This window comes from Gemmatimonas aurantiaca T-27 (genome assembly GCF_000010305.1).
GTDB classification, from domain to species: domain Bacteria; phylum Gemmatimonadota; class Gemmatimonadetes; order Gemmatimonadales; family Gemmatimonadaceae; genus Gemmatimonas; species Gemmatimonas aurantiaca.
The window spans coordinates 1,564,677-1,590,069 of sequence record NC_012489.1 but is presented as its reverse complement, the minus strand read 5'-3'; the positions used below and the strand labels follow the sequence as shown (position 1 = coordinate 1,590,069).

The following is a 25,393-nucleotide window of genomic DNA, read 5'->3' as shown; positions in this document are numbered from 1 at the left end:
ATTTTCCGCCACATCCGGTTCTTCCGGTTCATCCGGATGAACCGGATGGCGCCCTCGCTCGGTGCCGTCCGCCCCGATCAGGCGGCGGACAGCCTCCCCCGGGGAGCCACGTCGCAGCCGGCCTACACTGGTCTCACCTCCGGCCGTGGTGGCCGGGGCCCAGCCAGGGGTATCGATGCAGGTTCATCGTCAGACCAATGGGCGACGCGTCTCGGACGACTTCTGGCGCTCCATCCTGCACGAACGCGTGCGCAACCGTCTCCCCATCGATGCAGAGACCGTTCGGAGGCTCGGCATTGCCTGCGGCAGCGACCGTCTCAGCCGGTTACGCCGCGAGGTGTTGAGGCAACTCGAAAGGGAGTTCGCCGTGGCGCGCGAAAAGACGCACGATCCGGCGGGGGGCGCCACTGCACCTGTCCTCGCCACGGGCCGCGTGTGGCGTTCGCCAGTCGGCGTCAACAGGCAGTCGGCCGATCTTCGGCTCCCCAGCGGTGCAAGGGCCGCGCATCCGATGCACCGCGCGTTCCGCGCTGGGGTCGCAGCGATCTGCGGCGGCATTCTTCGCCGTCTCATGGCGACGGTGCACCGTTTCGCGGCGCACGCCAGTAAGCCCTCTGCGGACTGACGTTCGCCGGGAGCCGTTTCGGACGGCCGGTCGCGGTGGACGAAAATTAGGGACTCTAGGCTGTGCTCGAGCGGGACACGGCGTGCACCTCCGCACGCTGGCGAGCTCCCGCTCTACGCATACCCTGGAGCAACACATGTACAGCGAGATCCGGTTCGTTCAGCACTCCACTCCGCATTACTGCAACATCGAATACACGTACGAAGACGGCAGCTTCCACCGGCGCGAGTTCGGCGCGCCGGCGAACGGCGGGTACGTGTATGAGAACCTGAACAACCCGCGACAGATCTGCGAGGGACTGGCCCGCACGGGTTGGGCGCTCCCTTGGGACCCGAATGAGTTCCCCACGCTCGCGGACCTGCTCCGCCACGAGCACCGTCGTGCCGTGGGTGCGGCTCGGTACCGCGACGCCCATCGGTAACCGCAAGGCACGTGAACCCGGCCGCCGGTCAACGGCGGCCGGGTACCACATCGTCGTGATCAGGATGCGCGCGGCACGCGCCAGACGCCGTTCTCGTCCTGCACGCAGCCCCACTCGGTGAGCGTGTTCGTGAAGATGTCGGACGGGATCGCGTCCACGCCCTCGTCCTTGAAATGATCCGTGAAGCCCGGGCCGAACGCGTACGGGAGGGCCTCCGTGGTCCACACCGTGAACCGTCCGCCCGTCGACACGGCCGCCGAGCGCTCTTCCTGCAGGCGGGCAAAGACGCGATTTCGCATCTGCTCGACCGGGAACGGCGGCGGCGGCGGCCCGACGATCCAGTTGCGCACGGCCGTTTCCGTGCAGTCGAGCTTGGCGGCAATCTGCGCGATGGAATCACCGGCGCGGTGCATCTCGCGCGCCGTATTTCGACGCGCTTCCAGTTCTGCCCGCGTGCCTTTCGGACGTGCCATCAATTCTCCCTTCGTTCAACACGTGATCGGTAAGGGCCGCGTGTTCGGCCCGCCGACAGCCTAGCGCACGATGTGCCAGACGACCGTTTCGGCCGCCTACCACCGCCCGGCTGTTGAGCTCGTATACCCCGCGAACAGATCGGGGTTTCTTCGGGCAAAACGCTTCGGGTCCTTCGGTTGCACGCTCGGCGCAGGAACAGGGGCCATCCGTCGGCGGGGCACTCGTGGTGCCATCGTGCACATGGGAAAGCCAGCCAGAGCCACCGCGCCGGTCTGGAGGCCTCGGTGCAACGTCTCGTTGCCTGCGATATGCGCGCAGAAGTGTATTTGCAGAACGACCACCTGAAGATGTGTGTCAGGACCATCCAAACTGGACCGGGAATGCGCGGACGCCTGCGCTGCGGCCAAACGGACCATGGCGCGCCGTCGGCAGCGACCGAATCGAGCGCGACGCCCGACGAGCAAGAACGCTTGATGCCGAGTCCTTGGGCGCGAGCACGCGGGTCGATTCGGTTGCCGCGGTCGAACTGGTGCGCGTGGCGGACCGCCCCACGTATCGCGTGAGCTTTTTCGGCGCACCTGGTGCAGGCTCGCACGACGCGAGCGCCCACACGGTCAGGCGTCGTGCCTTCGTCGACGCGGCCACCGGTGCAGTGCGTCCGCCGCTTACCAGAGACGAGGCCATCGCGACGGCGAAAGCCGCCTATGTCGGTAGCGCACCGGTCACCGACGTGTCGCTTCTGACTGCCGACTCGGTGGGCACCCATCATGAGTTCCGCGAGCAGCCGCTGCCCGCGTGGGCCGTGCGCTTCGGTGACGAGGAAGGCGCGACGGCCTATGTGCCGGCCGAACTCGGGGAGGTTCTCCGCATCCGCAATGATCGGTGGCGCCTGTTCGACTTTCTGTGGATGCTCCACACGATGGACTACGAGGGGCGCGACAACTTCAACAACCTCGCACTTCGGGCGTTCTCCGTGCTCGGGCTGGTAACGGTTGCCTCCGGCTTCGTGCTCTTTGCTCTCACGTCGCCGCCGCTCCGGCGGCGCATGATGGACAAGGCACCGGTCGCGGCGGCCGCGCGCACACTGTCCTGAGTCATGGGTGGGTTACAGCTTGACGCGTCGCAGGAGTTGTGCGTTCACGGCGACGATAATCGTGCTGAGCGACATCAGGACCGCGCCCACCGCTGGCGATAGCACGATGCCCCACGGCGCGAGGACGCCCGCCGCCAGCGGAATGGCCACGATGTTGTAGCCGGCGGCCCACCACAGGTTTTGCACCATCTTGCGGTAGCTGGCTCGCGACAGGTTGATGATGCGCGGCACGTCGCGCGGATCACTTCGGACCAGCACCACGTCGCCTGCCTCCACGGCCACATCGGTGCCGGCACCGATGGCTACGCCAACGTCTGCGGTGACGAGTGCCGGCGCATCGTTCACGCCATCACCAACCATCGCGACGCGTTTCCCTTGTTGCTGGAGGCGCTGAATATGCTTGGCCTTCTCCTCCGGGAGCACCTGCGCGAGCACCGTGTCGATGCCCAACTCCCGACCTACCGCGTCGGCCACGGCGCGCGCATCACCGGTCATCATCACGACTTCCAGTCCGGCCTCGTGCAAGCGTCGAATGGCCTCGGCTGACTCCGGGCGCACGGCGTCGGCGACGGCGAAGGCCGCCTGCACCTGTACATCCTCGATCAGATAGACCACGCCCTCGCCGCGCGCGGACGCTTCGTCAGTGAATTGCTGCAGTTCGGCCGGGAGCGTCACGTTGCGGCTGGCAAGCAGATTCGGTCCCCCGTTGGCTATCGCACGCCCCTCAACCGTGGCGCGTACCCCCAGCCCCGGCATCAGCTCGAAACCGGTTGCCGCAGGAATTACCAATCCCCGTTCGGTCGCACTCGACACAATCGCACGCGCGACCGGATGTTCGGCGTCGCGCTCGACGGCCGCCGCCAGGCGCAGCGCATCATCTTCCGACATCTCATGCACAGTGCGCATCGCCACCACCCGATGTTCACCGAGGGTGAGTGTCCCCGTCTTGTCGAAGACCACGGTGGTGAGATTTCGCGCTTCTTCGAGTCCGCGGCGGTCGCGCACCAGCAGGCCGCCGTGCGCTCCGAGCGTGGTGGAGATGGCCAGCACCAATGGCACCGCGAGTCCGAGCGCGTGTGGGCACGCGATCACGAGCACCGTAACCAGTCGCTCCACCGCTACCGCGGCCGTCGCCCCCGTGGCGATCCACGCCGCGAACGTGATAGCCCCCGCGCCGAGCGCCACCCAAGTGAGCCAGAAGGCGGCGCGGTCGGCCAGGGCCTGTGCGCGTGATCGGGACGACTGTGCCTGAGCCACGAGCCGCATGATGCCTGCCAGAGCGGTGCGCTCGCCGGTACCGGTGATCTCGACGCGGAGTGACCCTGAGCCGTTCACCGCGCCGGCGATCACACGATCCCCCTCCGCCTTGGCAACGGGTGCCGACTCTCCGGTCAGCAGGGCCTCGTTCACGCTGCTCCGCCCTGCCCGCACCACCCCGTCGGCGGGCACGTTCGCTCCGGGGCGCACCAACACCACGTTCCCGACCACCAACTGGTCGACCGATACCTCCGTGAGCCGCTCTTCGGCGCCCTGCCCGTGAACGCGGACGGCGGTGGCAGGAAGGAGCTTCGCGAGTTCGCCGAGCGCGCCTTGCGCCTGTGAGATGGAGCGCATCTCCATCCAATGGCCGAGCAGCATGATGGTTACGAGCGTCGCCAGTTCCTCCCAGAGGGGCATGCCGGGAAAGCCGACGAACACGGCCGCGCTGAAAACGAATGCCACCGTAATCGCGAGCGAGATGAGCGTCATCATGCCAGGGAGCCGGTCCCGGATCTCGCGAATGGCCCCCTGCAGAAATGGAATGCCGCCGTATGCGAACACCGCGGTTCCGAACAGCGCGGGAATGAGGTGCGCTCCCTCGAACGAAGGCGCGGTATACCCGAGCGCCGACTGCAGCATGTGCCCCCACAGGAGCGTGGGCAGCGTGAGCACGAGTGTCCCCCAGAACCTGTCGCGGAACATCGCGACGGAGTGGCCAGCGTGCTTGTCGTGCGCCGCATGGGCGTGAACGTCCATCCCGCCGGGGACGCGTGCCGCGTGTTCCGCCTCAGCTGCCTGCAAGTGCTGGGAATGGCCGGATTCCGCGCCGATGGAGTGGTGCTGATGGTCGTGGTTGGTCATGCCGACTCCCTCGCCAAGGCAGTTTGGATGCCATCATGGCTTCAAAAGCCACTTACGGCGCGTTGCGCTGAACCATGCCTCGCTTTATGTAGGATAAAGCGAGAAGTTGCGCAAGGCTGCCCTCGCCGTCCCAATTCCCTCCTCTCCCCATGAGCTTCGACGCAGAATCTCCTGCCTACGTCTTCATCCGGTGGGCGCTGTACCTCGGCATGATGCTGATCGTGGGCTCGGTCTCGTTCGCCGCGGTCGCGATACCGGTACTCAGGAGGGAGTCGGGCGAGCCAGAGGTCGCGCGTGCCGCCGAGCGGGAAGCGGCATGCTGGGGATTTTACGCCGCACTGCTGGTCACGGCCGCTGCCTTCTGTCGTCTCATCGCGCAGACTCTGGCCTTCTACGATCCTAGCGAAGCCTTCGATGCGGGGCTTGTCCAGATGATCGTGACGCAGACTCTGTGGGGTCGGGCATGGCTCCTTCAGATCGCCGCTGTCGCAGCAGTGCTCGTTGGCCTGGATGCCGCGCGACGAGGCATTGCACGATTCGGGGGCATCCTGGGTGGCTGGGGCGTGGCGCTGGCAGGGACCATCACCCTGGCGCTCTCATCTTCCCTGTCGGGCCACGCCGCCGCGGACCCGCGCCTGGCAGCGCTCGCCGTTCTCCTTGACACCATGCACGTGCTCGGAGCCGGATTCTGGCTCGGCGGCCTGGCCGTTGTGGCCCTGGTCGGGCTCCGCTCCCGGCCCATCACCCTCAATGGGGCCGTCGTGCCCAAACACCTGCTGCCCGCCCTGCTCAAGGCCTTCGCCCCGACGGCGCTGGTGGGTGCGTCAGTGGTTGGCGCGACGGGCGCCTTTGCCGCATGGCTTCACCTGCAGGACGTGCGCCTTCTCGGCACGTCGTCGTACGGTCTCCGGCTGCTAGTGAAGCTCGTTGCCGTCGCGGTCATCGTGTCGGTCGGCGCGCTGAACTGGCGACGCTTCGCGCCTCAGGCCGGCCATCTGCGCGGACTTCGTAACCTGCGCGTGGCAGTCGCGCTCGAGGTGCTCCTCGGCGCCCTTGTGTTGCTGATCACGGCCATTCTCGTCGCCACCGCAACCCCAGATTCGCAGACGCCGGCCTCCTGAGTACGGCCCCATGGGGTTCCACTACACTTTATGCGGCATAAATTCCGCCCATCGGTTGTGTGCCCCCTCTTCCTCAGATCGTGCGATTTCCTGTTCATTCCCTTAGAAGGCCAGCGCTGCGTCTCGTTGCCCGGTCCCTGGCGGTAGGCTCGGTCGCCTTTTCGGGCGCCTGTGCCCACGGTTCGCTGCAACGCGACGTGTCCAGCGTCGACGACCTGCTGCGGCCCCGCGTCAGCGGCGCGGTCCCCACGCGCTCCGGCGTTGGTATTGTGGTCGACGCCGACACCGTCCATCGTCTGCTGTCGCAGCCCCTCACCGCCGAGGCGGCGGTGCGTATCGCCCTCATTTCGCACCCCGCGCTCCGCGCGACCTACGCGGAGTTGGGGCTTGCGCGGGCCGATGTCGTGCAGGCGGCGCTGATCGCGAATCCCGTCTTCTCGCTCGAACGTTTCACCGCGGGACGCTTTCAGGAGTTCGGAATCGCCCAATCATTTGTCGACCTCCTGTCGCAGCCGCTGCGCCGACGGGTGGCGGAAGCGCAGTTGGCGAGCGTCCGGCTTCGCGTTGCAGACGAGGTGTTCCAGCACACCGCGCAGGTGAGAGCCAGCCTGGTGGAGGCTATCGCGGCCGCGCAGAACAGCGAGATCAGTGAACGGGCGCGAGCGGCCGCCGCCGCATCGGCCGCGGCGGCAACCGCCATCCACGCTGCCGGCAACCTGCAGGAGCTCGATCTCGTGAGCGAACGCGCGGCGGCTGCAGAGTTTCAGGCAGGAGCCATTCACGCCCGCGGGGAAAGTCAGGCGAGCCGAGAGCAGTTGGTGAGAGCACTTGGTGTATCCACCACTGGCGCGTCGCTGATTCTTCCGGAGCGGCTGCCGGACGTGCCGGTCACCGACCCGCCGGTGGATTCGCTGCTGACGCTCGCGGCGGTCAGCCGGCTCGATCTGGCGGCGGCGTTACAGGACGTGAACGTCGCGGGCAAGGCGCTCGGGCTCACGAACCGCTTTCGGTTGCTCCCCGACGGAACCCTCTCGTTTGCCGGCGAAGGTGAAGACGGCGGCCCGTTCAAGAGTGGGCCCGGCTTCTCCATTCCGTTGCCCTTCTTCGACCGCGGTCAGGCGCGCATGCTGCGCGCACAAAGCGAATTACGCGCGGCCGTAGCCAGACAGGAGGCGCTCGCCTTGTCCGTGCGCGCTGATGTTCGCGCGGCACACGCCCTGCTCACGTCGGCCCGCGCCCGTTTCGAGGAGTACCGGGCGCGTGTCGTACCCCTGCGTCGTCGGGTGACCGAGGAGACGCAGCTGCAATACAACGCCATGGCGGTGAGCGTGTTCGGCCTGTTGCAGGCACGGCAGGGTGAACTGAGCGCCGGTCAAGGATACATCGACGCGATGAGTGATTATTGGAAGGCCCGCATTCAACTGGAGCGCGCCGTGGGGACGAGCCTGCCGTGAGCGAGACCTCGAAGATGAACCGCCGCAGTTTGATCACGTCCGGGCTCGGTGCAGTCGCGAGCGGCGCGCTGATGGGATTGCCCAGCGCCGCGCAGGCGCTCGCGCGCACGACCGTATCACATACGAATGGGACGGTGTACGCACCAGGGCGTCCCGGCCGCGATTACACGCCGGTGGTCACGCCGAACGGGTCCACGTTGCCGTTCAAGATCGTCGATGGGGTGAAGGTTTTTCACCTGATCGCGGAGCCCGTCGAGCACGAGTTCGCCCCCGGCCTGCAAGCCCAGTGCTGGGGCTTCAACGGGGGCACCCCGGGCCCCACCATCGAAGCGGTGGAAGGTGACCGCGTACGCATCTACGTCACGAACCACCTCCCGGCCGAGACGAGCGTCCACTGGCATGGGATCATCCTGCCCTCGGGTATGGACGGTGTGTCCGGCCTCAGTCAGGCGCCGATCCCCTCGGGCTCCACGTTCCGATACGAGTTCACGTTGCGCCAGCATGGCACCTACATGTACCACTCGCATCGTGACGAGATGACGCAGCAGGCGCTGGGCATGATGGGCATGTTCGTCATTCATCCGCGCGTGGCGCCGGAGCGTCGTCCGGATCGGGACTTTGCCCTGCTGTCGAGCGAGTGGAAGGTGCTTCCCGGTGCCCGTCGCCCCGACCCGAATGAGATGCTCGAGTTCAACGTGCTCACATTCAACGGCAAGGCGTATCCGGGAACCGCGCCGCTGATGGTGGAGCGCAATGAGCTGGTGCGGATCCGTCTGGGCAATCTGAGCGCCATGAGCCACCACTCCATCCACATTCACGGACACACCTGGACCCTCGTGGCGACCGATGGCGGTGACATCCCGCGCTCGGCGCGGTGGCCGGAAGTGACCCAGCTCGTACCGGTGGGCTGTACGCGAACGATGGAATTCGTTGCAGATAATCCGGGTGACTGGGCGCTGCATTGCCACATGTCGCATCATACCATGACGCAGATGGGTCATAGCGGCGTCAGCATGCTTGGAGCCGACGCTGAGGTGATCGACAAGGCCGTACAGCCGATCATTCCCGAGTACATGACGATGGGCCATGACGGCATGGGCGGCATGGGCGAGATGGGGATGCCCGTTCCCAAGAACAGCCTGCCCATGATGGGGGCGCAGGGTCCGCATGGATACATCGACATGGGTGGCATGTTCACCGTGATGAAGGTGCGCGACCGCCTGCGCGCCGGCGACGAGACCTCGTGGTGGCAGGCGCCCGAAGGCACGCAGGCGCGCGAAGCCACACCAGAGGAATTGCAGCACGACCGCATCACGCTACCAGCATTCAAGGCGAAGGCCGCTGGCCATGCGCATCATCATCCGCCCGGAGACTTTCGATGAGTCCGCGTAAGCCCGCACAACCGAAAATGGGCGACGCCGTACGCCTCTCTGCGGACGGGCTGGCGAAGGTCCTCGGGGATCTCGAGGCCCGGCTCCTGACCGCCGTGTGGCAGTTCGATGAGCCGGTCACCGCGCGCACGGTGCACGAGATGGTGATCGTGGAGCACGAGGTGGCGCTGCTGACGGTGGTGACCGTGCTGAACAAGCTCGTGGAGAAACAGATCCTCACGCGCCGAAAGTTGCATGGACTGCTGCACTACGAAGCGGCGATGGCGCCCGGCGACTTCCACGATTTTGTATCACGCCGCATGGTGGAGGGCGTGATCGATTTCGCGCCCGAGCGGCTGGCGGCGTGCTTCGTCGACGTGCTGGCGGAACGTGACCCCGCCCAGTTGGATCGACTGGCCAGACTCGTAGACGAGGCCCGCCGCCGTCGTGGTTGACTCGCATCGTCCGTGGCTCCGGCCCGGGACCGTGGTCGGTGAGCGGCGCTATCAGCGACTGCTGGTAATCGGCTTGTCGGCCATCCTCATGTTGTCGCTTGTGCCGGTGGTGGGTACCCACCTGCTGGGCGTGGCGGAACGTCCGCTGTCAGGCAGCGATCACCTCGGCGCGTTGTGCCTGATCGCGCTGCATGAGTTGCTGTCACCGGCGCACCATCTGTTGCATCTCTTGGTCGCGGTCGGATTTGCCTGGGCGCTGTTCGAGATTACGCAGAAAACGCTCCGTACGCGGCGCGTCCTGAATGGTTTGCCGGTGCGCGGTCTCGCCTCACACGAGGTGGAGTTCGCGGAACGCAGCGGCCTTTCCGTGGGTGATGTGTGCGTGGTGGCTGGATTACCCATGCCGGCCTTTACCGCGGGGTGGTGGCGGCCGCGCGTGTTCGTGGCGGAAGCACTGTTGGGGGGTGAGCGCGCGTTGCTCCCAGACGAAGCGGTCGCCGTGCTGGCGCACGAGGCGACACATGTTCGACGGCGCGATCCGATCCGCTTTCTCTTACTGCGAATGCTCGCTCGCGCGCTGTTCTGGATCCCTGCCCTTCGAGCCATCGCCGATGATATCGCGGACGAGGCCGAGATCATGGCCGACGATGCGGCGAGTCAGGTCACGGGTCCGTTCACGGTGGCGAGCGCATTGGTGAAGCTGGGCGCCTGGAAATCGCCGGGGGCGTCCATGGCCGTCGTGGGGTTCCTTCGCCCCGACCTACTGGAGCGGCGTGTCCGTCGACTCGTGGGCGAAGACTTCCAACCTCGCGGTCGTCTCACGGGTGGCTCGGTCGTCGTCGCCAGCATGGTACTCGCGGTGAGCATGCTTTCGGGCATCGTCGACGTTCATGATCTGCCGAATGCACCCGAGCACCCGGGTTCGCATCAGCATTGCGAGCACGACGGCATGTTCGCCGCCGGTCATCTGTTCTGCCGCTGGCGAGTCGCCGGACCTGTCCTCCCAGCTGGTGCAGCAGACTGTCCCCACGCGCACGGTTCATGACGTCGTCCGGTCGCTCAGCATTTCGCTCGAGCGGCGTTGCACTCTCCCCTTCGCCCCCGACCATGTCACTCTCACTCGTTGGCCTCGTCAGCCTTTTGCTCGCCGCGGCGCTTGAATCCACCTCGCTCCCTATGCAGATAGCCGCGCCCGCCGACCCCATGGTCAACGGTGCTCAGAGCGACTCGGCATCCGTCGCAGCCACCATCCGCGCCTATCATGAGGCCCTCACGGCGGGCGACAGCCTTGCTGCACTCAAGCTGTTGACACCCGATGCCGTGATCGTGGAGGCCGGAGGCATCGAGACGCTGGCGGATTACCGCTCACATCACCTCGCCAGCGACATCAGCTTCGCGAAGGCAGTCAAGCAGACGCGTGGCAGCATCCACGTCCGCGTACGCGGTGACATGGCGTGGGCGACGTCGACCAGCGAGGCAACGGGTGAGTCGCGTGGACGCCCCGTGAACTCCGTAGGCGCCGAACTCGCGATCCTTACGCGTACCCCTATGGGGTGGCGTATCAGCGCATTTCACTGGTCGTCGCGGAGTCGCCGCTCGTGACCGCCCGATTTACGCGCTGGTGCTGCGCGCTCGTCGCCGCCGCGATGGCGCTCACCTCGGTCAACGCGCTGCGCGCGCACGATTTCTGGTTGGTACCCGACGCATTCTCGCTCGTGCCAGGTGGGCGGATCGGCGTTCGCGGTCAGACCTCGAGTCTGTTCCCGACAAGCCTGTCCGCTGTTACGCCGGACCGAATCGTGAACGCCTCGGTGCTCACAGCGAGCGCGGTCCATCGGATCACCGCCCTTTCGACCGACGGGGCCTCGCTACGCTTGGCGCATACGCCGGCGGTAGGCGGCCAGCACATGGTGGCCGTCCAGTTGGCGCCGCGGACAGTCCGTGAGTCCCCCGCCAGCTTCCGCCGCTACCTCGACCTCGAGGGTGCACCAGAGGCGCGCGAGCGCTACGAGCGTGATGGGTTGCTGCCCGTGGTTGGAGGAGACAGCCTCACGCGCCGATACGCAAAGTACGCTAAAACGCTGGTCGAGGTCGGGCGGGGAGCCCGCGCATTCGACCGCGTGGCGGGCCATCCGCTGGAGTTCATTCCACTGTCGGACCCGTCCGCGCTCCGTGCCGGGGACACGCTTCGTCTCCGTCTGCTGTTGCTTGGTAAGCCGGCGGCATTCGCGCGGCTTCACGCGGGGTCGGTGCCGGAGCGGCCGTCTTCTCGCGTCGACACGTCAGCCGCGCGTCGGGCCTCCATTCGCGACGTCGCCGTCAGTACCGACAGTGCCGGTGTTGCCACCGTGGTCATCACGCCCCCCGGCCTCTGGAACGTGCGCACGCTGCAGATCGTCCCAGCGCCCCCTCGCTCGGGCGCCGACTGGGACGTTCACTGGGCGACCCTCGTGTTCCGGTCGGCCCCCCGCTGAGTGCGTTTCACGGTCGTATGATCGACCGATGTCTAGCCTTTACCCAGGGTAAAATCGTGGGTACGTTGATGTACGTGTTTCCACCTCATTCCCGATCAGAACCCATGTCGCTTCGTCGCACGTTCATCCGGTCGCTGCTCCTCGGTGCGGCCCTGCCCGTGGCTGCCATTGCTGCGGTGCTGCCGCACGCCAAGCTCAAGAGTTCGCTGCCCAGTGCCGGGACCACCGTGGCTGCGCCGAAGGAGCTTCGCCTCACGTTCTCGGAGAAGATCGAGATCAAGATCGCGAAAATCACACTGCTCCGCGGCACTGAAGAGCTGGCGGCACTCGGTGATGTCGCGGCCGATTCGCAGGCGACCGAGACCGTGGTCATTCCGGTGACCAAGCCCCTCGCGGCCGGTTCGTACACAGTGAAGTACCGCGTTGCCGGTCCCGACGGCCACCCGATGGGCGGGTCGTACGTCTTCAGCGTGAAGTGATCTGACCATGCGCAAGGGATCCATGACGACGACCGTCATCGCCATGGGCGCGATGGCCTGGTCGAGCACGCTGAGTGCGCAGGCTGCCACCCGTCCCGTCGATCAGGCGACGGCCGTCATCCGAGCCGTGTTTGCGGCGGCGGAGCGAGCGGACCTGGCGGCGCTGGACACTTTGTACGCCGGTGACAGTCTTACGGTCTTCGAGAGCGCCGGGATCAACCGCGGCTGGAAGGACTACCGCGATCATCATCTTGGCCCCGAGCTCAAGGAGATGACGGGGTTCAAGTACCGCCCCATCGAGATCGTGACGCGCGTCGAAGGCAAGCTCGCCTGGGCGACCGTAGCGTATGCCCTGCAAGCCAAGGAGGGCACTCGCACCATCGACAACTTCGGGCGCGGCACGTTCATCCTCGAGCGCGCCGGCAGTGGTGACAAAGCGCGCTGGGTCGTGCGACACTCACACACGGCCTCCCGTGCGCGTCGGCCGAACGATCCGCCCATGCCGGAGTGATCTCTGCGCGCGGACGCGTTGCGCGTGGTGTCATCAGGAAGCCCCTGACCGCTCTCTTTCGTGACCAGCGTCAGGGGCTTCCTGACATTTCGGACTGATGAATGCTGATTGTACTGAGCCGGTGACGACCTGCATCATGTGCACGATGAACACTGGAGTTGCCATGCCATCCGCATTCCGTCGGGAACATCGAGCGTACTGCCACTACCCGTTCATTCTGGTACGCATCCTCGCGCCCTCAGTCGCGCTCGTGCTGTCAGTGGCGGCTCCGGTGGCGGGGCAGTCGCGATCCGGTGACGCGGTGCGCGAGATGGTGCGTGCCACCGCGCGTGAGGCTTCACAGCCCCCCGCCGAACAGCTGTCACTCGCGCAGGTGCTCGCCGAGGTCACCAGAGTGAACCCTCGGGTGGCTGCCGCCGACGCGCAGGCGCGCGCGGCCGCTGCGAGGGTTTCGTCTGTCACTCGGCCTCCCGATCCGCAACTACAGTTCGGATTCATGAACTACTCGCTGCCGGGACTGGCGCCCATGCCCGTACTGGGGATGGCGCAGGTGCAGCTCATGCAGATGCTTCCGCTGGGCGGCAAACTGCGCTTCGCGGGGAAGGCGGCGTCGGCGTCAGCTGCCGCGGCGAAGGCGCGTGTAAGCAACGTGGTGTGGGAGCTCCGCAGCCAGACGGCGATGGTCTTCTACGACCTCTACGCCGCGCATCAGCAGCTCGCGGTCGCGCGCGAAACCCTGCGCCTCTTACAGGACATCGCGCGAACGGCGGAGGCCATGTATCGCGTGGGCGAGGGGCGGCAGACGGATGTACTGCGTGCGCAGGTGGAGATCGCCCGCATGGTCGAGGACACCGTGCGCATGCAGGCGATGCGCGAGGCAATGACAGCTCGCCTCAATGCCCTGCTGGATCGTGACGTTGATGACGCCTTGCATGTCCCGTTACTCCCGGACTTCCCAGACTCGATACCACCGCGCCGATGGCTGGACTCGTTGGCGGACCGCGAGCGCCCGATGATACGGGCCGGGCAGGACGAACTCCGCGCGGCGGAAGCGAGCGAACGGCTCGCACACCGCGAACTGCTTCCGGATCTGCAGGTAGGCCTGCAGTACGGGCAGCGTGGCGGCTCGATGGCCGAGGCGACAACCGGCGAGCCGATGGGCCGCACCACAGACCGCATGGGAAGTCTCATGATCGGCGCCACGGTTCCCATTTTTGCGCGCTCACGGCAACTCCGCATGCGCGAAGAGGCGGGCGCCATGAGCCGCATGGCACGCGCCGATCTGCTCGCTATGCGTGCGGACACGCGTGGACGCCTCGGCGAGGCGTTCGCCGCGCTTGGACGGGCCCGTCGGCTCGCCGTGCTCTATCGCACCACGATCCTCCCACAGGCGGAGGCCACCGTCGCGTCAGCACTCGCGGCGTATCGCGTGGGGAGCGTCGATTTTATGACGCTGCTCGATAGCCGGATGACCGTGAACCGGTATCGCGAAGAACTGGTCACGCTGGAATCAGACGAAGGGAAGGCGTGGGCGGAGCTCGAAATGTTGACCGGCCGTGTGCTGGTCCCCATGACCAAGGAGGCGCCATGAATCGCGAGGAAGGCCATGGGACACCGCGACGCATCGCCCCATGGCGGATGGCGATCTATTCCGCGGTGGTGGCTGCGACCGTAGGCGGCGTGTACTTCGCCACGCGCGACGCATCAGCGCCGACGCCCATGGCGGCTGACCACAATCACGGTGCCGCTGCCGGCGCGCAGAACGCATCGCCCGTGATGCTCCCCCCCGAGCAAGCGCAGCGCATCGGGGTCACCTATGCCGTCGCCACGGTAGGAGCGCTGGAACGCGAGGTACGAACGGTCGGCCAGATCACATACGATGAGACGCGACTGCACGTGATCACGCCGAAGATCGACGGTTATGTGGAGCGACTCCTCGTGAACGCAACGGGGCAGCCGGTGGAGATGGGTCAGGCGCTGCTCACGATCTATTCGCCCATGCTCGTGCAGGCCCAGGAGGAGCTTCTCCTTGCGAAGCGACTCACGCGAGACGTGGCTGCTGCATCCACCGACGCCCAACGCAGTGCCGCCGATCTGCTCGAGTCGTCGCGGCGACGACTCGCCTACTGGGACATCCCCGCCACCGAAATCGCGGCCATCGAAGAGACCGGTACCGTGCGGCGTACACTGACACTCCGCTCGCCGGCCGCCGGCTACGTATTGGAGAAGAACGTCGTCGCCGGTCAACGTATCATGGCCGGCGAAGCACTATACCAGGTCGCCGACCTGCGCCGCGTGTGGGTGGAAGGCGAAGTGTTCGAGCAGGACCTTGCGCAGGTGCGGATAGGCCAAATGGTGCACGCCGACTTTCAGGCACTACCCGGCGATCACCGGATGGGGCGCATTGGTTACGTCTACCCCACCATCAGCCCGGAAACGCGAACGGTGCGGGTACGGGTCGTGCTCGCCAATGCTGATCTGCAGCTCAAGCCGGGGATGTACGCCACGCTGCGCATCGTGGGTGGGGCCCGCACACAGGCGCTTACCGTCCCACGCGGCGCCGTCCTTTCTACGGGTGAACGCCACGTGGTGTTCGTACGAGAAGGCAACGGCCAACTCGCGCCGCGCGAAGTCGCTCTCGGGCTCACCAACGACACACGCGTGGAGGTACTGCGGGGTCTCTCCGCCGGCGACACGGTAGTCGCGTCGGCGACCTTCCTCGTGGACGCGGAGTCGAACCTCGGCAAGGCGTTGGGTGGCATGGGAAACATGCCGGGCATGGAGATGAGCACTCCGCCGGCGTCATTGCCGATGACGTCAACGCCACGCATCCCGCCGCCTCCAAGGCCGACCAAGCCGACGCGCGACCCTATGGCAGACATGCCCGGAATGGATCACTCGGCGCATGTCGCGCCGAAGGCAAAGTCGGCGACACCGCCGCGGGCATCGCACGACGGCCAGATCAAGCCGTGAGGCCACGACCATGCTGAAGCGTCTGATTGAATGGTCGGTCCAGAACGCCCTGGTGGTCGGCGTGCTCACGTTGTGCCTCGCCATCGGCGGCGTATACGCGCTGCGCCAGACGCCGCTCGACGCACTGCCAGATCTCTCCGACGTGCAGGTCATCGTGCAGGCGGATTACAATGAGCAGGCGCCGCGCATTGTGGAAGATCAGGTGACGTATCCCATCGCCACCGAGATGCTGAAGGTGCCCGGGGCGCGAACAGTGCGCGGATACTCGTTTTTCGGCGTGTCGTTCGTGTATGTGATCTTCGAGGACGGCACCGACCTGTACTGGGCGCGCTCGCGCGTGCTCGAGTATCTCAACGGGATACGGGGCAAGCTGCCGGCGAGCGTCGCCCCCAGCCTCGGCCCAGACGCGACCGGACTCGGGTGGGTGTTTCAGTACGCGCTGGAAGACACCACCGGTCGATTGTCCCTGCCCGAGCTGCGTACCCTGCAAGACTGGTCGCTGCGCTACGCCCTCACCGCCGTGCCGGGAGTGGCCGAGGTGGCCTCGGTCGGCGGCTTCGAGAAACAGTACCAAGTGGACCTCGAGCCGGCGAAGCTGCTCGCGTTCGGCATTCCTGTGACGCGCGTGATGAACGCCATCCAGAATGCCAACAGCGATGTAGGTGCGATGGTGATGGAGCTGTCGGAGCGCGAGTACATGGTGCGCGGTCTCGGCTACCTGAAAGGGATCCCCGACATCGAAAATGTGGTCGTGGGAGCCACCGCGTCGGGCACACCGGTGCGCGTAGCGGAGCTCGGACGGGTGACCATCGGCCCGGCTGTCCGACGTGGCATCACCGACCTCGATGGTCGTGGCGACGCAGTGGGTGGCATTGTCGTCATGCGGTTCGGAGAGAACGCCCTCGAAACCATCGACCGCGTCAAGGCGCGGCTTGTCGAGGTACAAGGCAGTCTACCGGCCGGCGTGGTGGTGCGGCCGGTGTATGATCGCAGCACGCTCATCAAGGAGGCCATTGGCACGGTGCGCTCGACATTGATCGAAGAGGCGATCATTGTTGCGCTTATCTGCATCGTCTTCCTTCTGCATGCACGCTCAGCGCTCGTAGCCGTGGTCACGCTGCCGATCAGCGTGGTCATCGCCTTCATCGGGTTGCGGGCGTTCGATATCGGGGCAGACATCATGTCGCTGGGCGGCATCGCCATCGCCATCGGCGAGATGATCGATGCCGCCATCGTCATGGTGGAGAACATGCACAAGCACCTCGAGCGGCGCGCGGCTCCGGGTGCCACGCACATGGATACGGCGTTGCTTTCCCGCCGCGAGCGTTTGGAGGTGGTACTCGACTCGGCGCGAGAGGTGGGGCCATCGCTCTTCTACTCATTGCTCATCATCACGGTGAGCTTCATCCCCGTCTTCACGCTGGAGGGGCAAGAGGGGCGGCTCTTCAAGCCGCTCGCACTTACCAAAACATTCGCGATGGCGGCAGCGAGCCTGCTCAGTGTCACGCTCGTTCCAGTCCTCATGGGGCTCTTCATCCGCGGGCGAATCGCGCGCGAACAGCACAATCCGCTCTCACGGGCGATGATCCGGGTGTACACGCCGGTACTCGCGTGGGCGCTGAGGCATCGTTGGGGGGTGATCGTCTGCTCGACGGTCATGTTCATTCTCACGTGGATTCCCTTTCAGCGGATCGGCAGCGAATTCATGCCCCCGCTCGATGAGGGCTCGGTGCTCTTCATGCCAACCACCTTGCCCGGCATCAGTGTTGCGCGTGCGCGCGAACTGCTACGGCAGCAGGATGCCATTCTGCGCGGCTTTCCCGAGGTGGCAAGCGTGTGGGGCAAGGCGGGACGCGCCAACACGGCGACCGACCCTGCCGGCCTCGACATGGCAGAGACCACCATCATGCTCAAGCCGAGGAATGCGTGGCGTGAGGGGCTCACGTACGAGCAGCTCATCGCGCAGATGGACAGCGCCACGAAAATGCCAGGCGTGACGAACGCGTGGACCATGCCCATCAAGGGAAGGATCGACATGCTGGCCACCGGCATCCGTACGCCCGTGGGTGTGAAGCTCTACGGCCCCGACCTGGCGGAATTGGAGCGGCTCGGCAAGGAGGTGGAGATGCGCCTGAAGGAGGTGAGCGGCACGCGCAGCGTATTCGCCGAGCGGGCGGTCAGTGGCTACTACCTGGACATCGACATTGATCGCGCTGCGGCGGCACGCCATGGTCTCAACGTCGGAGACGTGCAGACGGTCATTGCGACCGCGATTGGCGGGATGACGATCACCCAAACGGTCGAAGGACGTGAGCGTTACGGGGTTCGCGTGCGGTACCCTCAAGAACTGCGTGATACGCCGGAACGACTCGCGGGGGTTCTGGTGCCGGTGGCACACAGCGGAAGCGCTCGAGGTGGTGAGCGCGGCGGCGGTGGTGCAGGAGGGATGCCTGACGGTATGAACGGTTCGAGCCAGCCAACGGGTAGCACGCCGCAGGTTCCACTGGGTCAGGTGGCGACCATCAGGCAGGTGGCGGGTCCAATGGTCGTGCGCACCGAAGATGCGCAGCCCACGGCATGGGTGTACGTGGATCCCGGCGACCGCGACATCGGCAGCTACGTTACCGAGGCCAAGCGGATGATCGCAGGGGCCATGACACTCCCGCCCGGGTACCGCCTCGAGTGGAGCGGCCAATACGAGTACATGGAGCGGGCGAAGGCCCGCATGCAGATCGTGGTGCCGGCGACCCTGGCACTGGTCGTGCTGCTGCTCTACCTGAACTTCCGCAGCGTCGCCGATACACTGATCGTGATGTTGTCTATCCCGTTCACGCTCGTGGGCGGTGTGTGGTTTCTGTGGCTACTGAACTACGAGTGGTCGGTGGCCGTGACGATTGGCTTTCTCGCCCTCGCCGGCGTTGCCGCAGAGACGGCGGTGATCATGATCGTGTACCTCAACTCGGCGCTTGATGCGCGTCGAGCGGATGGGAATGTGCTGTCCTCGGCCGATATTTTCGCCGCCACCATGGAGGGCGCTGTCGAGCGAGTACGCCCCAAGATGATGACTGTGGCGTCCACCATGATCGGCCTATTGCCGATTCTCTGGGGCAGCGGCACCGGGGCCAGTGTGATGAAGCGCATCGCGGCGCCGATGGTAGGCGGCATGCTCAGCAGCACATTGCTGACGCTGATCGTGATACCTGCGGTGTATTCGTTGTGGAAGGAGCGTAGCCGAAACCGCGCGCCGGATTGAGGGGCGAGGAATCGCACGGTGAGGCAACACCAACTTTGTGCAAAGTGTCCGTGGTGTCGTTGGACCGCCCCGAACTACCAAGTGGTTACCTGATCACGACTTGAGCACAGTAGCCCACGGCCGTCGTGACGCGTTGTGCGCAAGAGACCTGCTCATCACGACGACGATCATCGGGTCGATTGCGCACAACCTGAGCGCGTAAGCGCACGATTGAGCACGAGAAGAGCGCGGCGACGGCGCCCGTGCACAAAGATTCTGCACCGAATCGGCGCCCCCCGTGCGGGCTGCCGCACGCTCCCGGTACGCTCGCGAGAGCACCAACCCACCGAGGAGCCTATGACCCACACCACCATCGAGTCCCGCATCACCTTTCCTGTACTGCGCCTGCAGGCAGACGACCTCCAGCAGCGCGGCGGTACCCCAACCCTGTCGCTTGCCACCATCCCGGGTGCCGTCAGCGACCTGCGCGCCGCACTGGCGTGGCAGCTGGTGCAACAGGGCGTGGCCGAGGACGAGCGACACGCCAGATATCTCCTCGACCCACCAGCTGGTCACGAGGCCGCGCCGATTGACGTGCGCGACCTCCTGTCCGGAACCGCGCATGCGGCGAGGCTACGCGCCGCGGCCGCCGGGGGGCGCCGCCCCGGCAACGCGGCCAGCCGTGTGAGACGCCTACTTGAGGCTCTGGGCCAGCACCAGCCGGCTACGACGGCAACGCTCGTCGAGCTGCCAAGCGCTTGGCAACGCGTGGAGGCACTCCTCGAGGCACGGATCGCCGATCAACAGACCGCCCTCGCCCGCCGCGCCCTCAAGATGGTGCTGACCGGCGTGCGCAACCTCGCGCGCTGTGCGGCCGCCCATGGCGTCATCGACCCCTACGCGCTGCCCGGCACTCCGGACGGCCTTCGCGAGCTCCTCCGCTCGTGGGAACGCAAGAACACGGCGCACGACGTGTGGGTACTGCGGTGCGTGTCACGGGAGCTGGCCGAAGGCGGTGACTTGACCCCGGCGCTTCCGACGTGGGAAGTCGATCACGATGCGCCATTGGTCGAACTCGAGGCGGTCATGCCGCGCTTCATGAGCGAGCTTCGTGTATGGAAGTCCGTGGCGAACCAGCAGGTCAGCCGTCGGGCCAAGTACCGTCGCAGCCCCACAGTGCATGCATCACTCCGGGCCAAGACCCAGATGCGCTACCAGTACCAGGCCTTGCAGTGGGCGCGTGCCTATCTCGAGGTGCGTCGTCGGGCGTTGATCACGGACGTCGCCATGCCGGAGGATCCACGGTTCATCGATCTGTGGTGCATGACATCGCGCTCCCGCGCCTTCGAGTCCGAACATCTGGCTACCTCACCGGAGCTCGAGGCGATGCGACGTGCGATGCAGGTGTCGTCAACCGGCATCGAGAAGAACGCCACTCGTCCGCTCGCCGTGGTGGTCGTGGAGCACGCCGTCGCCAATGGGATCATCGGTGGTGGCGTCCCCCACGGCGCACAGGCCTCGGCATCACCTGCGAAGCACGGAGAGTTCATGCTCCCGCCCGCGGCCATTCAGATGCTGTATGCCCTTGCCGCCATTACCGAGCGTGTCGTGATCGGTATTCACAACGATGGAAGTGCGGCTGAACAGGCGTTCCGCACGGCGTGGGAAACCACGTCAAACATGCTGAAGGCTGCCTTGGCTGCGAGCCGGGACTCGCGTCAGCAGATTGCGGAGCTCTTCGAGCGAATCACGTTGCCGCAGCTGGTCTGTTGCGTGCTGCCATGGCGAACGCTAGTCGATCTGCCGAAGCACCAGCGCGCGATGAACTCTGCGGAACGGGCCGCCCTCACCTCCTCGGCCTCGGCGCGGTGTGCCCGCGAGGCGAAGAAGGCTCGCAAGGCGTATCGCCGTGCCCTCACACGGTGGGCGGTACAGGCCACGCTCACGGCGGATCCCGTCCGCATCAGCAACGCCCAGCATGCGCGCGTGGGCCGTGAGGTGCACATCAACGCTGCATGGGATGCTGCCGGCAACCTGCTGCACATCAGGTCCATGTCCTCCACCTTCCGAGCGCACGAGGAGTCGGACGTCTCGGAAACGGAGACCAAGAATGACACCGAACGCGCGATCTGGCGCTGGTCACCTGCAATCATCGACTACACGTGGGCCGCGAGATATCTCCGGGACATCTGGTGGCCAGCGGTCCAGAAGCTCGGGCTGGTGGCACCTGGCACCACGATGCAGGGGGCAGTGAGAATGGGCACGGTTGCCTGGCTCATCAATCCAATACCACGTTCACGCCGCACACCGCCTGTCGCTGGCGCGTTTCTCTCCAAGGCATTGAACGATCTATGGGCGGATGCGCTCCTCGAGGGATTGCAGGCGATGGGGCGTAGCGACTTGCCAGCGACCATGGACGAGGCGCGGAAGCGTTGGCCGTGGGTGTTCGGGCCGCACAAGGTGCGGCATTTGTGGGCCACGTACTGGTGGGGTCTCCGCGGCACGAATGGCCCCACCCGCATGCAGCGACATGGCGCTGAGGAACGCGCCTGTGGGAAGCAGATCGCGCGACGGGCGACCGGAGACGTGGACGCCACGCTGGCACAGCACTACGTGAAGTGCCAGTCGGTGATGGTGGAGGCTGCACGCCACCCCGTCGATCATTTCGACCACCCGAGCGCCTATCACCGCGAGATGGACTGCACGTGGTGGCTGGGCGAGACCATCGACTGGGTCAGCCGGTGGCGCGACAAGGCGTTCCCGTTGCCGGCGAGCATGCGGCAGGCGTTCCTCTCGGAGCATGCCAGACAGAGAAGGAGCGAGCCACTACGTGTGCGGCGGCGGCGTGAGGCGTACTCGCTACCGAACGCAGACAGATCGGCGGCGTGACGCCACCCGCGTCGGCGCTTCGCCGGTGTTCCGACTTCCTTGAACGCCGCGACCCGCGCCGCCCGTTCTTGGAGCAGCGCCACGACCCGCTCGGCGTACATTTTCCCGTCCCCAGCCATACCGCCTCCCGATGGATACCTACCGAAAGCAAGCCTTCCCCTCGTCCGCAATCGTCGTCAACGTCGCCTTCGGCAAACTCTGGGGTTCTATACCTGGACGGCCAAGGGTGTCGACCGTTCGCCGAAGCACCATCGGCAACACCCGCGCCGCTGCACCGGGAAACGCTAGGGGAGCTGCTCGCCGCCATGCGCATCGGCGATGTCAGCGCGCGCGTCACGAATGATCGACCACGATGACTGCAGAAATAACGCCGCGATCATTACAGCCACGACGAGGTCCGGCCAGGGTGTGCCGCTCCACGCGACGAGACCGGCGGCGATCACGACGGCAAGGTTGGCCAGCGCGTCGTTGCGGGAGAAGAGCCAGATGGCTTTCGCTGCGGCGTCGCCGCCCTTGCGGTACGGCATCAGGGCCAGCGCCGCCGCTACGTTCACGAGCAGCGCGAGGAAACCGAACACTCCCATGAGGTCGGCCTCCGGCTGCTGCTGCACGACAACCCGATACGCGGTCGCGGCAAGAACCGTGGCTCCCAGGAGCCCCAGAAACACTCCTTGCCCGAACGCGACGCGCGCGCGCCACACGAGCGGCCACGCTAGCGCGATCAGCCCCACCAAGGAGATCAGTCCGTCGCCGAGGAAGTCCAACGCGTCTGCCTTGAGCGACTGGGAGCCAGCCAAGAACCCGCCGACCGCTTCCACTACGCCATACCCGATGTTCAGAAGCACCACGATCCATAGCGCCCGTCGGTACCCGCGCGCGACCGGTGCCGCCCCCGTCACCCCCGCTACGCCGTCTGCCGCGCCGATCCGGTCAATCTGGTACCCCTCGGCCTGGACGGCTTGTTCGACCTGTGGTAGGACCGCCTCGGGCGCCTCCGCGGTCATGATTCCCGACGCGACCGACACCTTGACCGCGGACACCCCGACGATGCGTTGTGCCGCTGCGGCGATGTCCGCCGCGTCGTGCGCGCAGTCCATGCCTGTCACGCGATAGCGAGCGGTGACCACGCCAGCCGGCGCTGCGCGGGACATGGCCCTCAGCGCCCGACTTCGTCGATGTGGCCCAGACCTTCCGCGACCAGCCGCGCCACGTGCGCATCGTCCAGCGAGTAGTAGGCGATTTTCCCCACCTTGCGGTACTGCACGAGGCGGAGCTGCCTGAGCGTCCGGAGCGAGTGAGAGACTGCGGACTCGGACACGTCGACGAGGGTCGCGAGGTCGCAGACGCAGAGCTCTTCCTGCGCCAGGGCCGCCACGATCCGGAGCCGCGTGGGGTCACCCAGTGCCTTGAAGGTCTCGGCGAGCGCCAGCAACGTCGCGGGGGCCGGGCCGGCCGCCCTGACTCGCGCCACCTTCTCGGCATCCACGCACGCGACCTCGCACACGTCGGCCATCAAGGGGCCGGGCGCGGGCTGTATGGGGTCGCCCATGGCCACGGACGGCCTTGGGCGATGGCGAGCTTGCAGAATGCGCATCGGACTCCTACGTTACCTGAACGACTGAACTGTCGTTCATTCGTTCAGGTAGAATACTGCCCGTTGGCAGCCCTCGCAACGCCCCAATGCTACTCGGGCGCCTGGGCTGACCTCGCGGCCGAATCACCGCAACTGTTTCCTGATGCTCCACGCCCTTCGCCGTTCGCCACTCGCACCAACGCTGCGCCGCCTTCTGGCGGTGCTGCTTGGGCTGTGTGTGTCGGTGACGGTCGCGGAACCGCTGATCGCTGACCCCTGCGATGATCCGCAGGCTGCGCTTGCCATCGGCAGCACGAGCCCGGCCCCCACGTCTGCGACAGCTGCCGCCGTAGATCCGGGTCCGGGATCAGGCACCACGAGCGCACCGGATCAGCACGAGATGCACCTCTGCCATTGCGCGCACGCCCATGGCGGGACCTTGACGACCCAGCATGTCCTGCCGGGACGCCTGGACGCCCTCGCCACGGCGGTGTCAGGAAAGTCCGACCGTCTCCCTTCAAGTGTGGTGGGGGAGCCGAAGAGACGCCCCCCTCGGGTGCAGAGCGCCTAGCCGCGTCAGCCCCGCCGCGCATTCCGTGCGCCCCTCTCGCGAGCGGCTAACGCGTCATCGCGTCCGTCCACATCCGTGCCCACGCGCACGGGTTGCGGCTTCGCCCTCTCGAGGACCCCATGACCGCTGCACAATCAAACGGCCACCCGTGCGCCGTTGATCTCCACCGCACCACCTGCCGCGCAGCATCCCGGCCCGCGCTGCCTTCCAAGCTACGACGGATGGCCCGCCTCATCGCCGCACTCGCCGGCGTGTCCGCGCTTGCGCCGCTCAGCGCACAATTGCCGACGGACTCCGCTCGGGTGCGCATCGCGCTCGATAGCACGCGCGTAAGCCGGGCCATCGAACGCGTGCGTGCTGCTGCCCGCGCGGGAAGTCCGATGCTGCGTGCGGCCCGGGCGAACGTCGATCTCGCTACCGCGCGTGCCGCCGCTGCCGGCCCCACTGCCCCCGCTTTCTTCTCGGCTGGCCTCTCAGAAGCCCCAGCGAGCAACCTCGATCAAGGCAATCTTCGCCTCGAGGTCGGTCGCGACTTCATGACCGGTCCACGACGGCGCGCCGAGCGCACGCTGGCCGATGTCGAGGTCCAAGCGGCGACCATCGCGGTCTCGCTTGAAGAGCGGCGTCTCGAGGGCGTGGTCCTCCGCGACGCCGTCCGCGCGGCCGGGGCTCGACGGATCGCGCTGCGGTTGGCGGCCGAGGATCAGCTCCTCGCTGGTGCCGAAGAGGGGGTCCGCGGTCGGTTCGGCGTTGGACAGGCTCGGTATGTCGATGTGCTCCGCGTGCGGACCGAGCGCTTGCGGATCCAGAGCGACCGGAGCGCCAGCATGGCCGAGGCCCGTGGTGCACGGGCAAGCCTCACGGCCGTACTCACCGGAACCGACGCGGCGTCCACCCTGGACGCCCTGATCGACACCCTCGCCGGTGATGGACTGGGTGACGCCTGGCGCGCCGTCCTGCCCCCGTTGCCGTCACTCGACTCTTTGCTCGCGCGGTCGGACGTGGCGAGGCTCCAGCGCACCGACGCCGCCCGGACCGCCGCCGCGCGGGCTCTTGTACTCGCCGAGCAGCGCCCGCAGGTCAGCGCGTTCGCCGGAATCCAGCGCATCGGTCAGGCGAACAACGGGCCGACCCTCGGGCCGTCCTTCGGCATGACGGTCTCGTTGCCCTTTACCGCGACGCGCAGCAACCAGTTGGCCCTCGCCGCGGCTTCCCAAGGGATCTCCACGGCTGGTGTCGCGCGCGAGGCTGCCCTCGCCGAAGCCCGAGCGCGGATCGAGGCGGCGCGCGAGCGCTACAGCGCCGCGCGCGAGCGGCTCGACGCCTTCGACGCGGCGCTGCTGCGGGGCGCCCGCGACGAGCGGGAAAGTGCGCTCGCCGCCTATCGCACGGGCAGTCTTTCCTTGCTGGAACTCCTCGACTTCGAGCGCGCGCTGTCGCGCGCCGAGATCGAACGTATTCGCGCTCTGGTCGACGCGGCCGACGCGTGGGCCGACCTCCTCGGCGCTGATGAGCGCAGCGACTCCCACGTCTCTTCTCCGTCCAACGGACGCTGAC

The 25,393-nt window shown here is 66.5% G+C and carries 21 protein-coding genes; 17 read left to right on the top strand and 4 right to left on the bottom strand.

The genetic code is table 11. The features are described from left to right. The first annotated feature begins 175 nt into the window (after positions 1-175). Positions 176-625: a hypothetical protein gene (locus GAU_RS06800; RefSeq protein ID WP_156798928.1), complete on the top strand. Its 450-nt coding sequence runs from the start codon at positions 176-178 to the stop codon at positions 623-625. A gap of 136 nt (positions 626-761) precedes the next feature. After that, the gene (locus tag GAU_RS06795) at positions 762-1,046 is read left to right on the top strand and encodes a hypothetical protein (RefSeq protein WP_012682818.1); all 285 of its coding nucleotides are present in this window, start codon (positions 762-764) and stop codon (positions 1,044-1,046) included. Positions 1,047-1,105: 59 nt separating this feature from the next. On the opposite strand, the gene GAU_RS06790 is transcribed toward GAU_RS06795, so the two are convergent. After that, entirely contained in the window at positions 1,106-1,519 is a 414-nt protein-coding gene (locus GAU_RS06790) for a sigma-70 region 4 domain-containing protein (RefSeq protein WP_012682817.1), read from the bottom strand. A 485-nt stretch (positions 1,520-2,004) separates the two neighbouring features. Here GAU_RS06790 and GAU_RS06785 point away from each other — a divergent pair, with 485 nt between their 5' ends. Next, positions 2,005-2,613: a hypothetical protein gene (locus tag GAU_RS06785; protein WP_052574288.1), complete on the top strand. Its 609-nt coding sequence runs from the start codon at positions 2,005-2,007 to the stop codon at positions 2,611-2,613. Positions 2,614-2,625: 12 nt separating this feature from the next. Here GAU_RS06785 and GAU_RS06780 read toward each other — a convergent pair whose 3' ends face one another. Then, a complete protein-coding gene (locus tag GAU_RS06780) occupies positions 2,626-4,734 on the bottom strand; it encodes a heavy metal translocating P-type ATPase (RefSeq protein ID WP_012682815.1) in 2,109 nt (702 codons plus the stop codon). 149 nt (positions 4,735-4,883) lie between these two features. Between GAU_RS06780 and GAU_RS06775 the strand changes: the two genes are divergently transcribed. The 13 genes from GAU_RS06775 (at position 4,884) to GAU_RS06715 (ending at position 21,692) form a co-directional block, all read left to right on the top strand. Beyond that, positions 4,884-5,855, top strand: coding sequence for a copper resistance D family protein (locus tag GAU_RS06775; RefSeq protein ID WP_012682814.1), 972 nt, complete (start codon positions 4,884-4,886; stop codon positions 5,853-5,855). Between the two features lie 197 nt (positions 5,856-6,052). Further along, entirely contained in the window at positions 6,053-7,309 is a 1,257-nt protein-coding gene (locus GAU_RS06770; protein WP_041265341.1) for a TolC family protein, read from the top strand. Positions 7,310-7,323: 14 nt separating this feature from the next. Further along, positions 7,324-8,691, top strand: coding sequence for a copper oxidase (locus GAU_RS06765; RefSeq protein WP_012682812.1), 1,368 nt, complete (start codon positions 7,324-7,326; stop codon positions 8,689-8,691). Continuing rightward, positions 8,688-9,134 carry a BlaI/MecI/CopY family transcriptional regulator gene (locus tag GAU_RS20580; RefSeq protein ID WP_083765509.1) on the top strand — a complete coding sequence of 149 codons (447 nt, stop codon included), beginning with the start codon at positions 8,688-8,690 and terminating at the stop codon, positions 9,132-9,134. Before GAU_RS06765 ends, GAU_RS20580 begins: the two co-directional genes overlap by 4 nt. Continuing rightward, positions 9,127-10,179 (top strand): M56 family metallopeptidase, encoded by a 1,053-nt coding sequence (locus GAU_RS20575; RefSeq protein ID WP_012682810.1) that lies wholly within the window; start codon positions 9,127-9,129, stop codon positions 10,177-10,179. The genes GAU_RS20580 and GAU_RS20575 overlap by 8 nt, the downstream gene beginning before the upstream one ends. 62 nt (positions 10,180-10,241) lie before the next feature. After that, positions 10,242-10,736 (top strand): YybH family protein, encoded by a 495-nt coding sequence (locus GAU_RS06750; RefSeq protein WP_052574286.1) that lies wholly within the window; start codon positions 10,242-10,244, stop codon positions 10,734-10,736. Next, positions 10,733-11,608 (top strand): DUF4198 domain-containing protein, encoded by an 876-nt coding sequence (locus GAU_RS06745; RefSeq protein ID WP_041265340.1) that lies wholly within the window; start codon positions 10,733-10,735, stop codon positions 11,606-11,608. The genes GAU_RS06750 and GAU_RS06745 overlap by 4 nt, the downstream gene beginning before the upstream one ends. Before the next feature lie 104 nt (positions 11,609-11,712). Continuing rightward, a complete protein-coding gene (gene copC / locus GAU_RS06740) occupies positions 11,713-12,087 on the top strand; it encodes a copper homeostasis periplasmic binding protein CopC (protein WP_012682807.1) in 375 nt (124 codons plus the stop codon). A gap of 7 nt (positions 12,088-12,094) precedes the next feature. Beyond that, entirely contained in the window at positions 12,095-12,598 is a 504-nt protein-coding gene (locus GAU_RS06735) for a nuclear transport factor 2 family protein (RefSeq protein WP_012682806.1), read from the top strand. Positions 12,599-12,761: 163 nt separating this feature from the next. Beyond that, the gene (locus tag GAU_RS06730; RefSeq protein ID WP_012682805.1) at positions 12,762-14,189 is read left to right on the top strand and encodes a TolC family protein; all 1,428 of its coding nucleotides are present in this window, start codon (positions 12,762-12,764) and stop codon (positions 14,187-14,189) included. Further along, positions 14,186-15,571 carry an efflux RND transporter periplasmic adaptor subunit gene (locus GAU_RS06725; protein ID WP_083765505.1) on the top strand — a complete coding sequence of 462 codons (1,386 nt, stop codon included), beginning with the start codon at positions 14,186-14,188 and terminating at the stop codon, positions 15,569-15,571. The genes GAU_RS06730 and GAU_RS06725 overlap by 4 nt, the downstream gene beginning before the upstream one ends. A 10-nt stretch (positions 15,572-15,581) precedes the next feature. Then, the gene (locus GAU_RS06720; RefSeq protein WP_012682803.1) at positions 15,582-18,824 is read left to right on the top strand and encodes an efflux RND transporter permease subunit; all 3,243 of its coding nucleotides are present in this window, start codon (positions 15,582-15,584) and stop codon (positions 18,822-18,824) included. 336 nt (positions 18,825-19,160) lie between these two features. Further along, positions 19,161-21,692: a hypothetical protein gene (locus tag GAU_RS06715; protein ID WP_012682802.1), complete on the top strand. Its 2,532-nt coding sequence runs from the start codon at positions 19,161-19,163 to the stop codon at positions 21,690-21,692. Between the two features lie 284 nt (positions 21,693-21,976). Here GAU_RS06715 and GAU_RS06705 read toward each other — a convergent pair whose 3' ends face one another. Further along, a complete protein-coding gene (locus GAU_RS06705) occupies positions 21,977-22,843 on the bottom strand; it encodes a cation transporter (protein WP_041265338.1) in 867 nt (288 codons plus the stop codon). Between the two features lie 5 nt (positions 22,844-22,848). Further along, the gene (locus tag GAU_RS06700; protein WP_269446087.1) at positions 22,849-23,241 is read right to left on the bottom strand and encodes an ArsR/SmtB family transcription factor; all 393 of its coding nucleotides are present in this window, start codon (positions 23,239-23,241) and stop codon (positions 22,849-22,851) included. A gap of 846 nt (positions 23,242-24,087) precedes the next feature. Between GAU_RS06700 and GAU_RS06695 the strand changes: the two genes are divergently transcribed. Beyond that, entirely contained in the window at positions 24,088-25,392 is a 1,305-nt protein-coding gene (locus tag GAU_RS06695; protein WP_169307614.1) for a TolC family protein, read from the top strand. The last annotated feature ends 1 nt before the right edge of the window (position 25,393 follow it).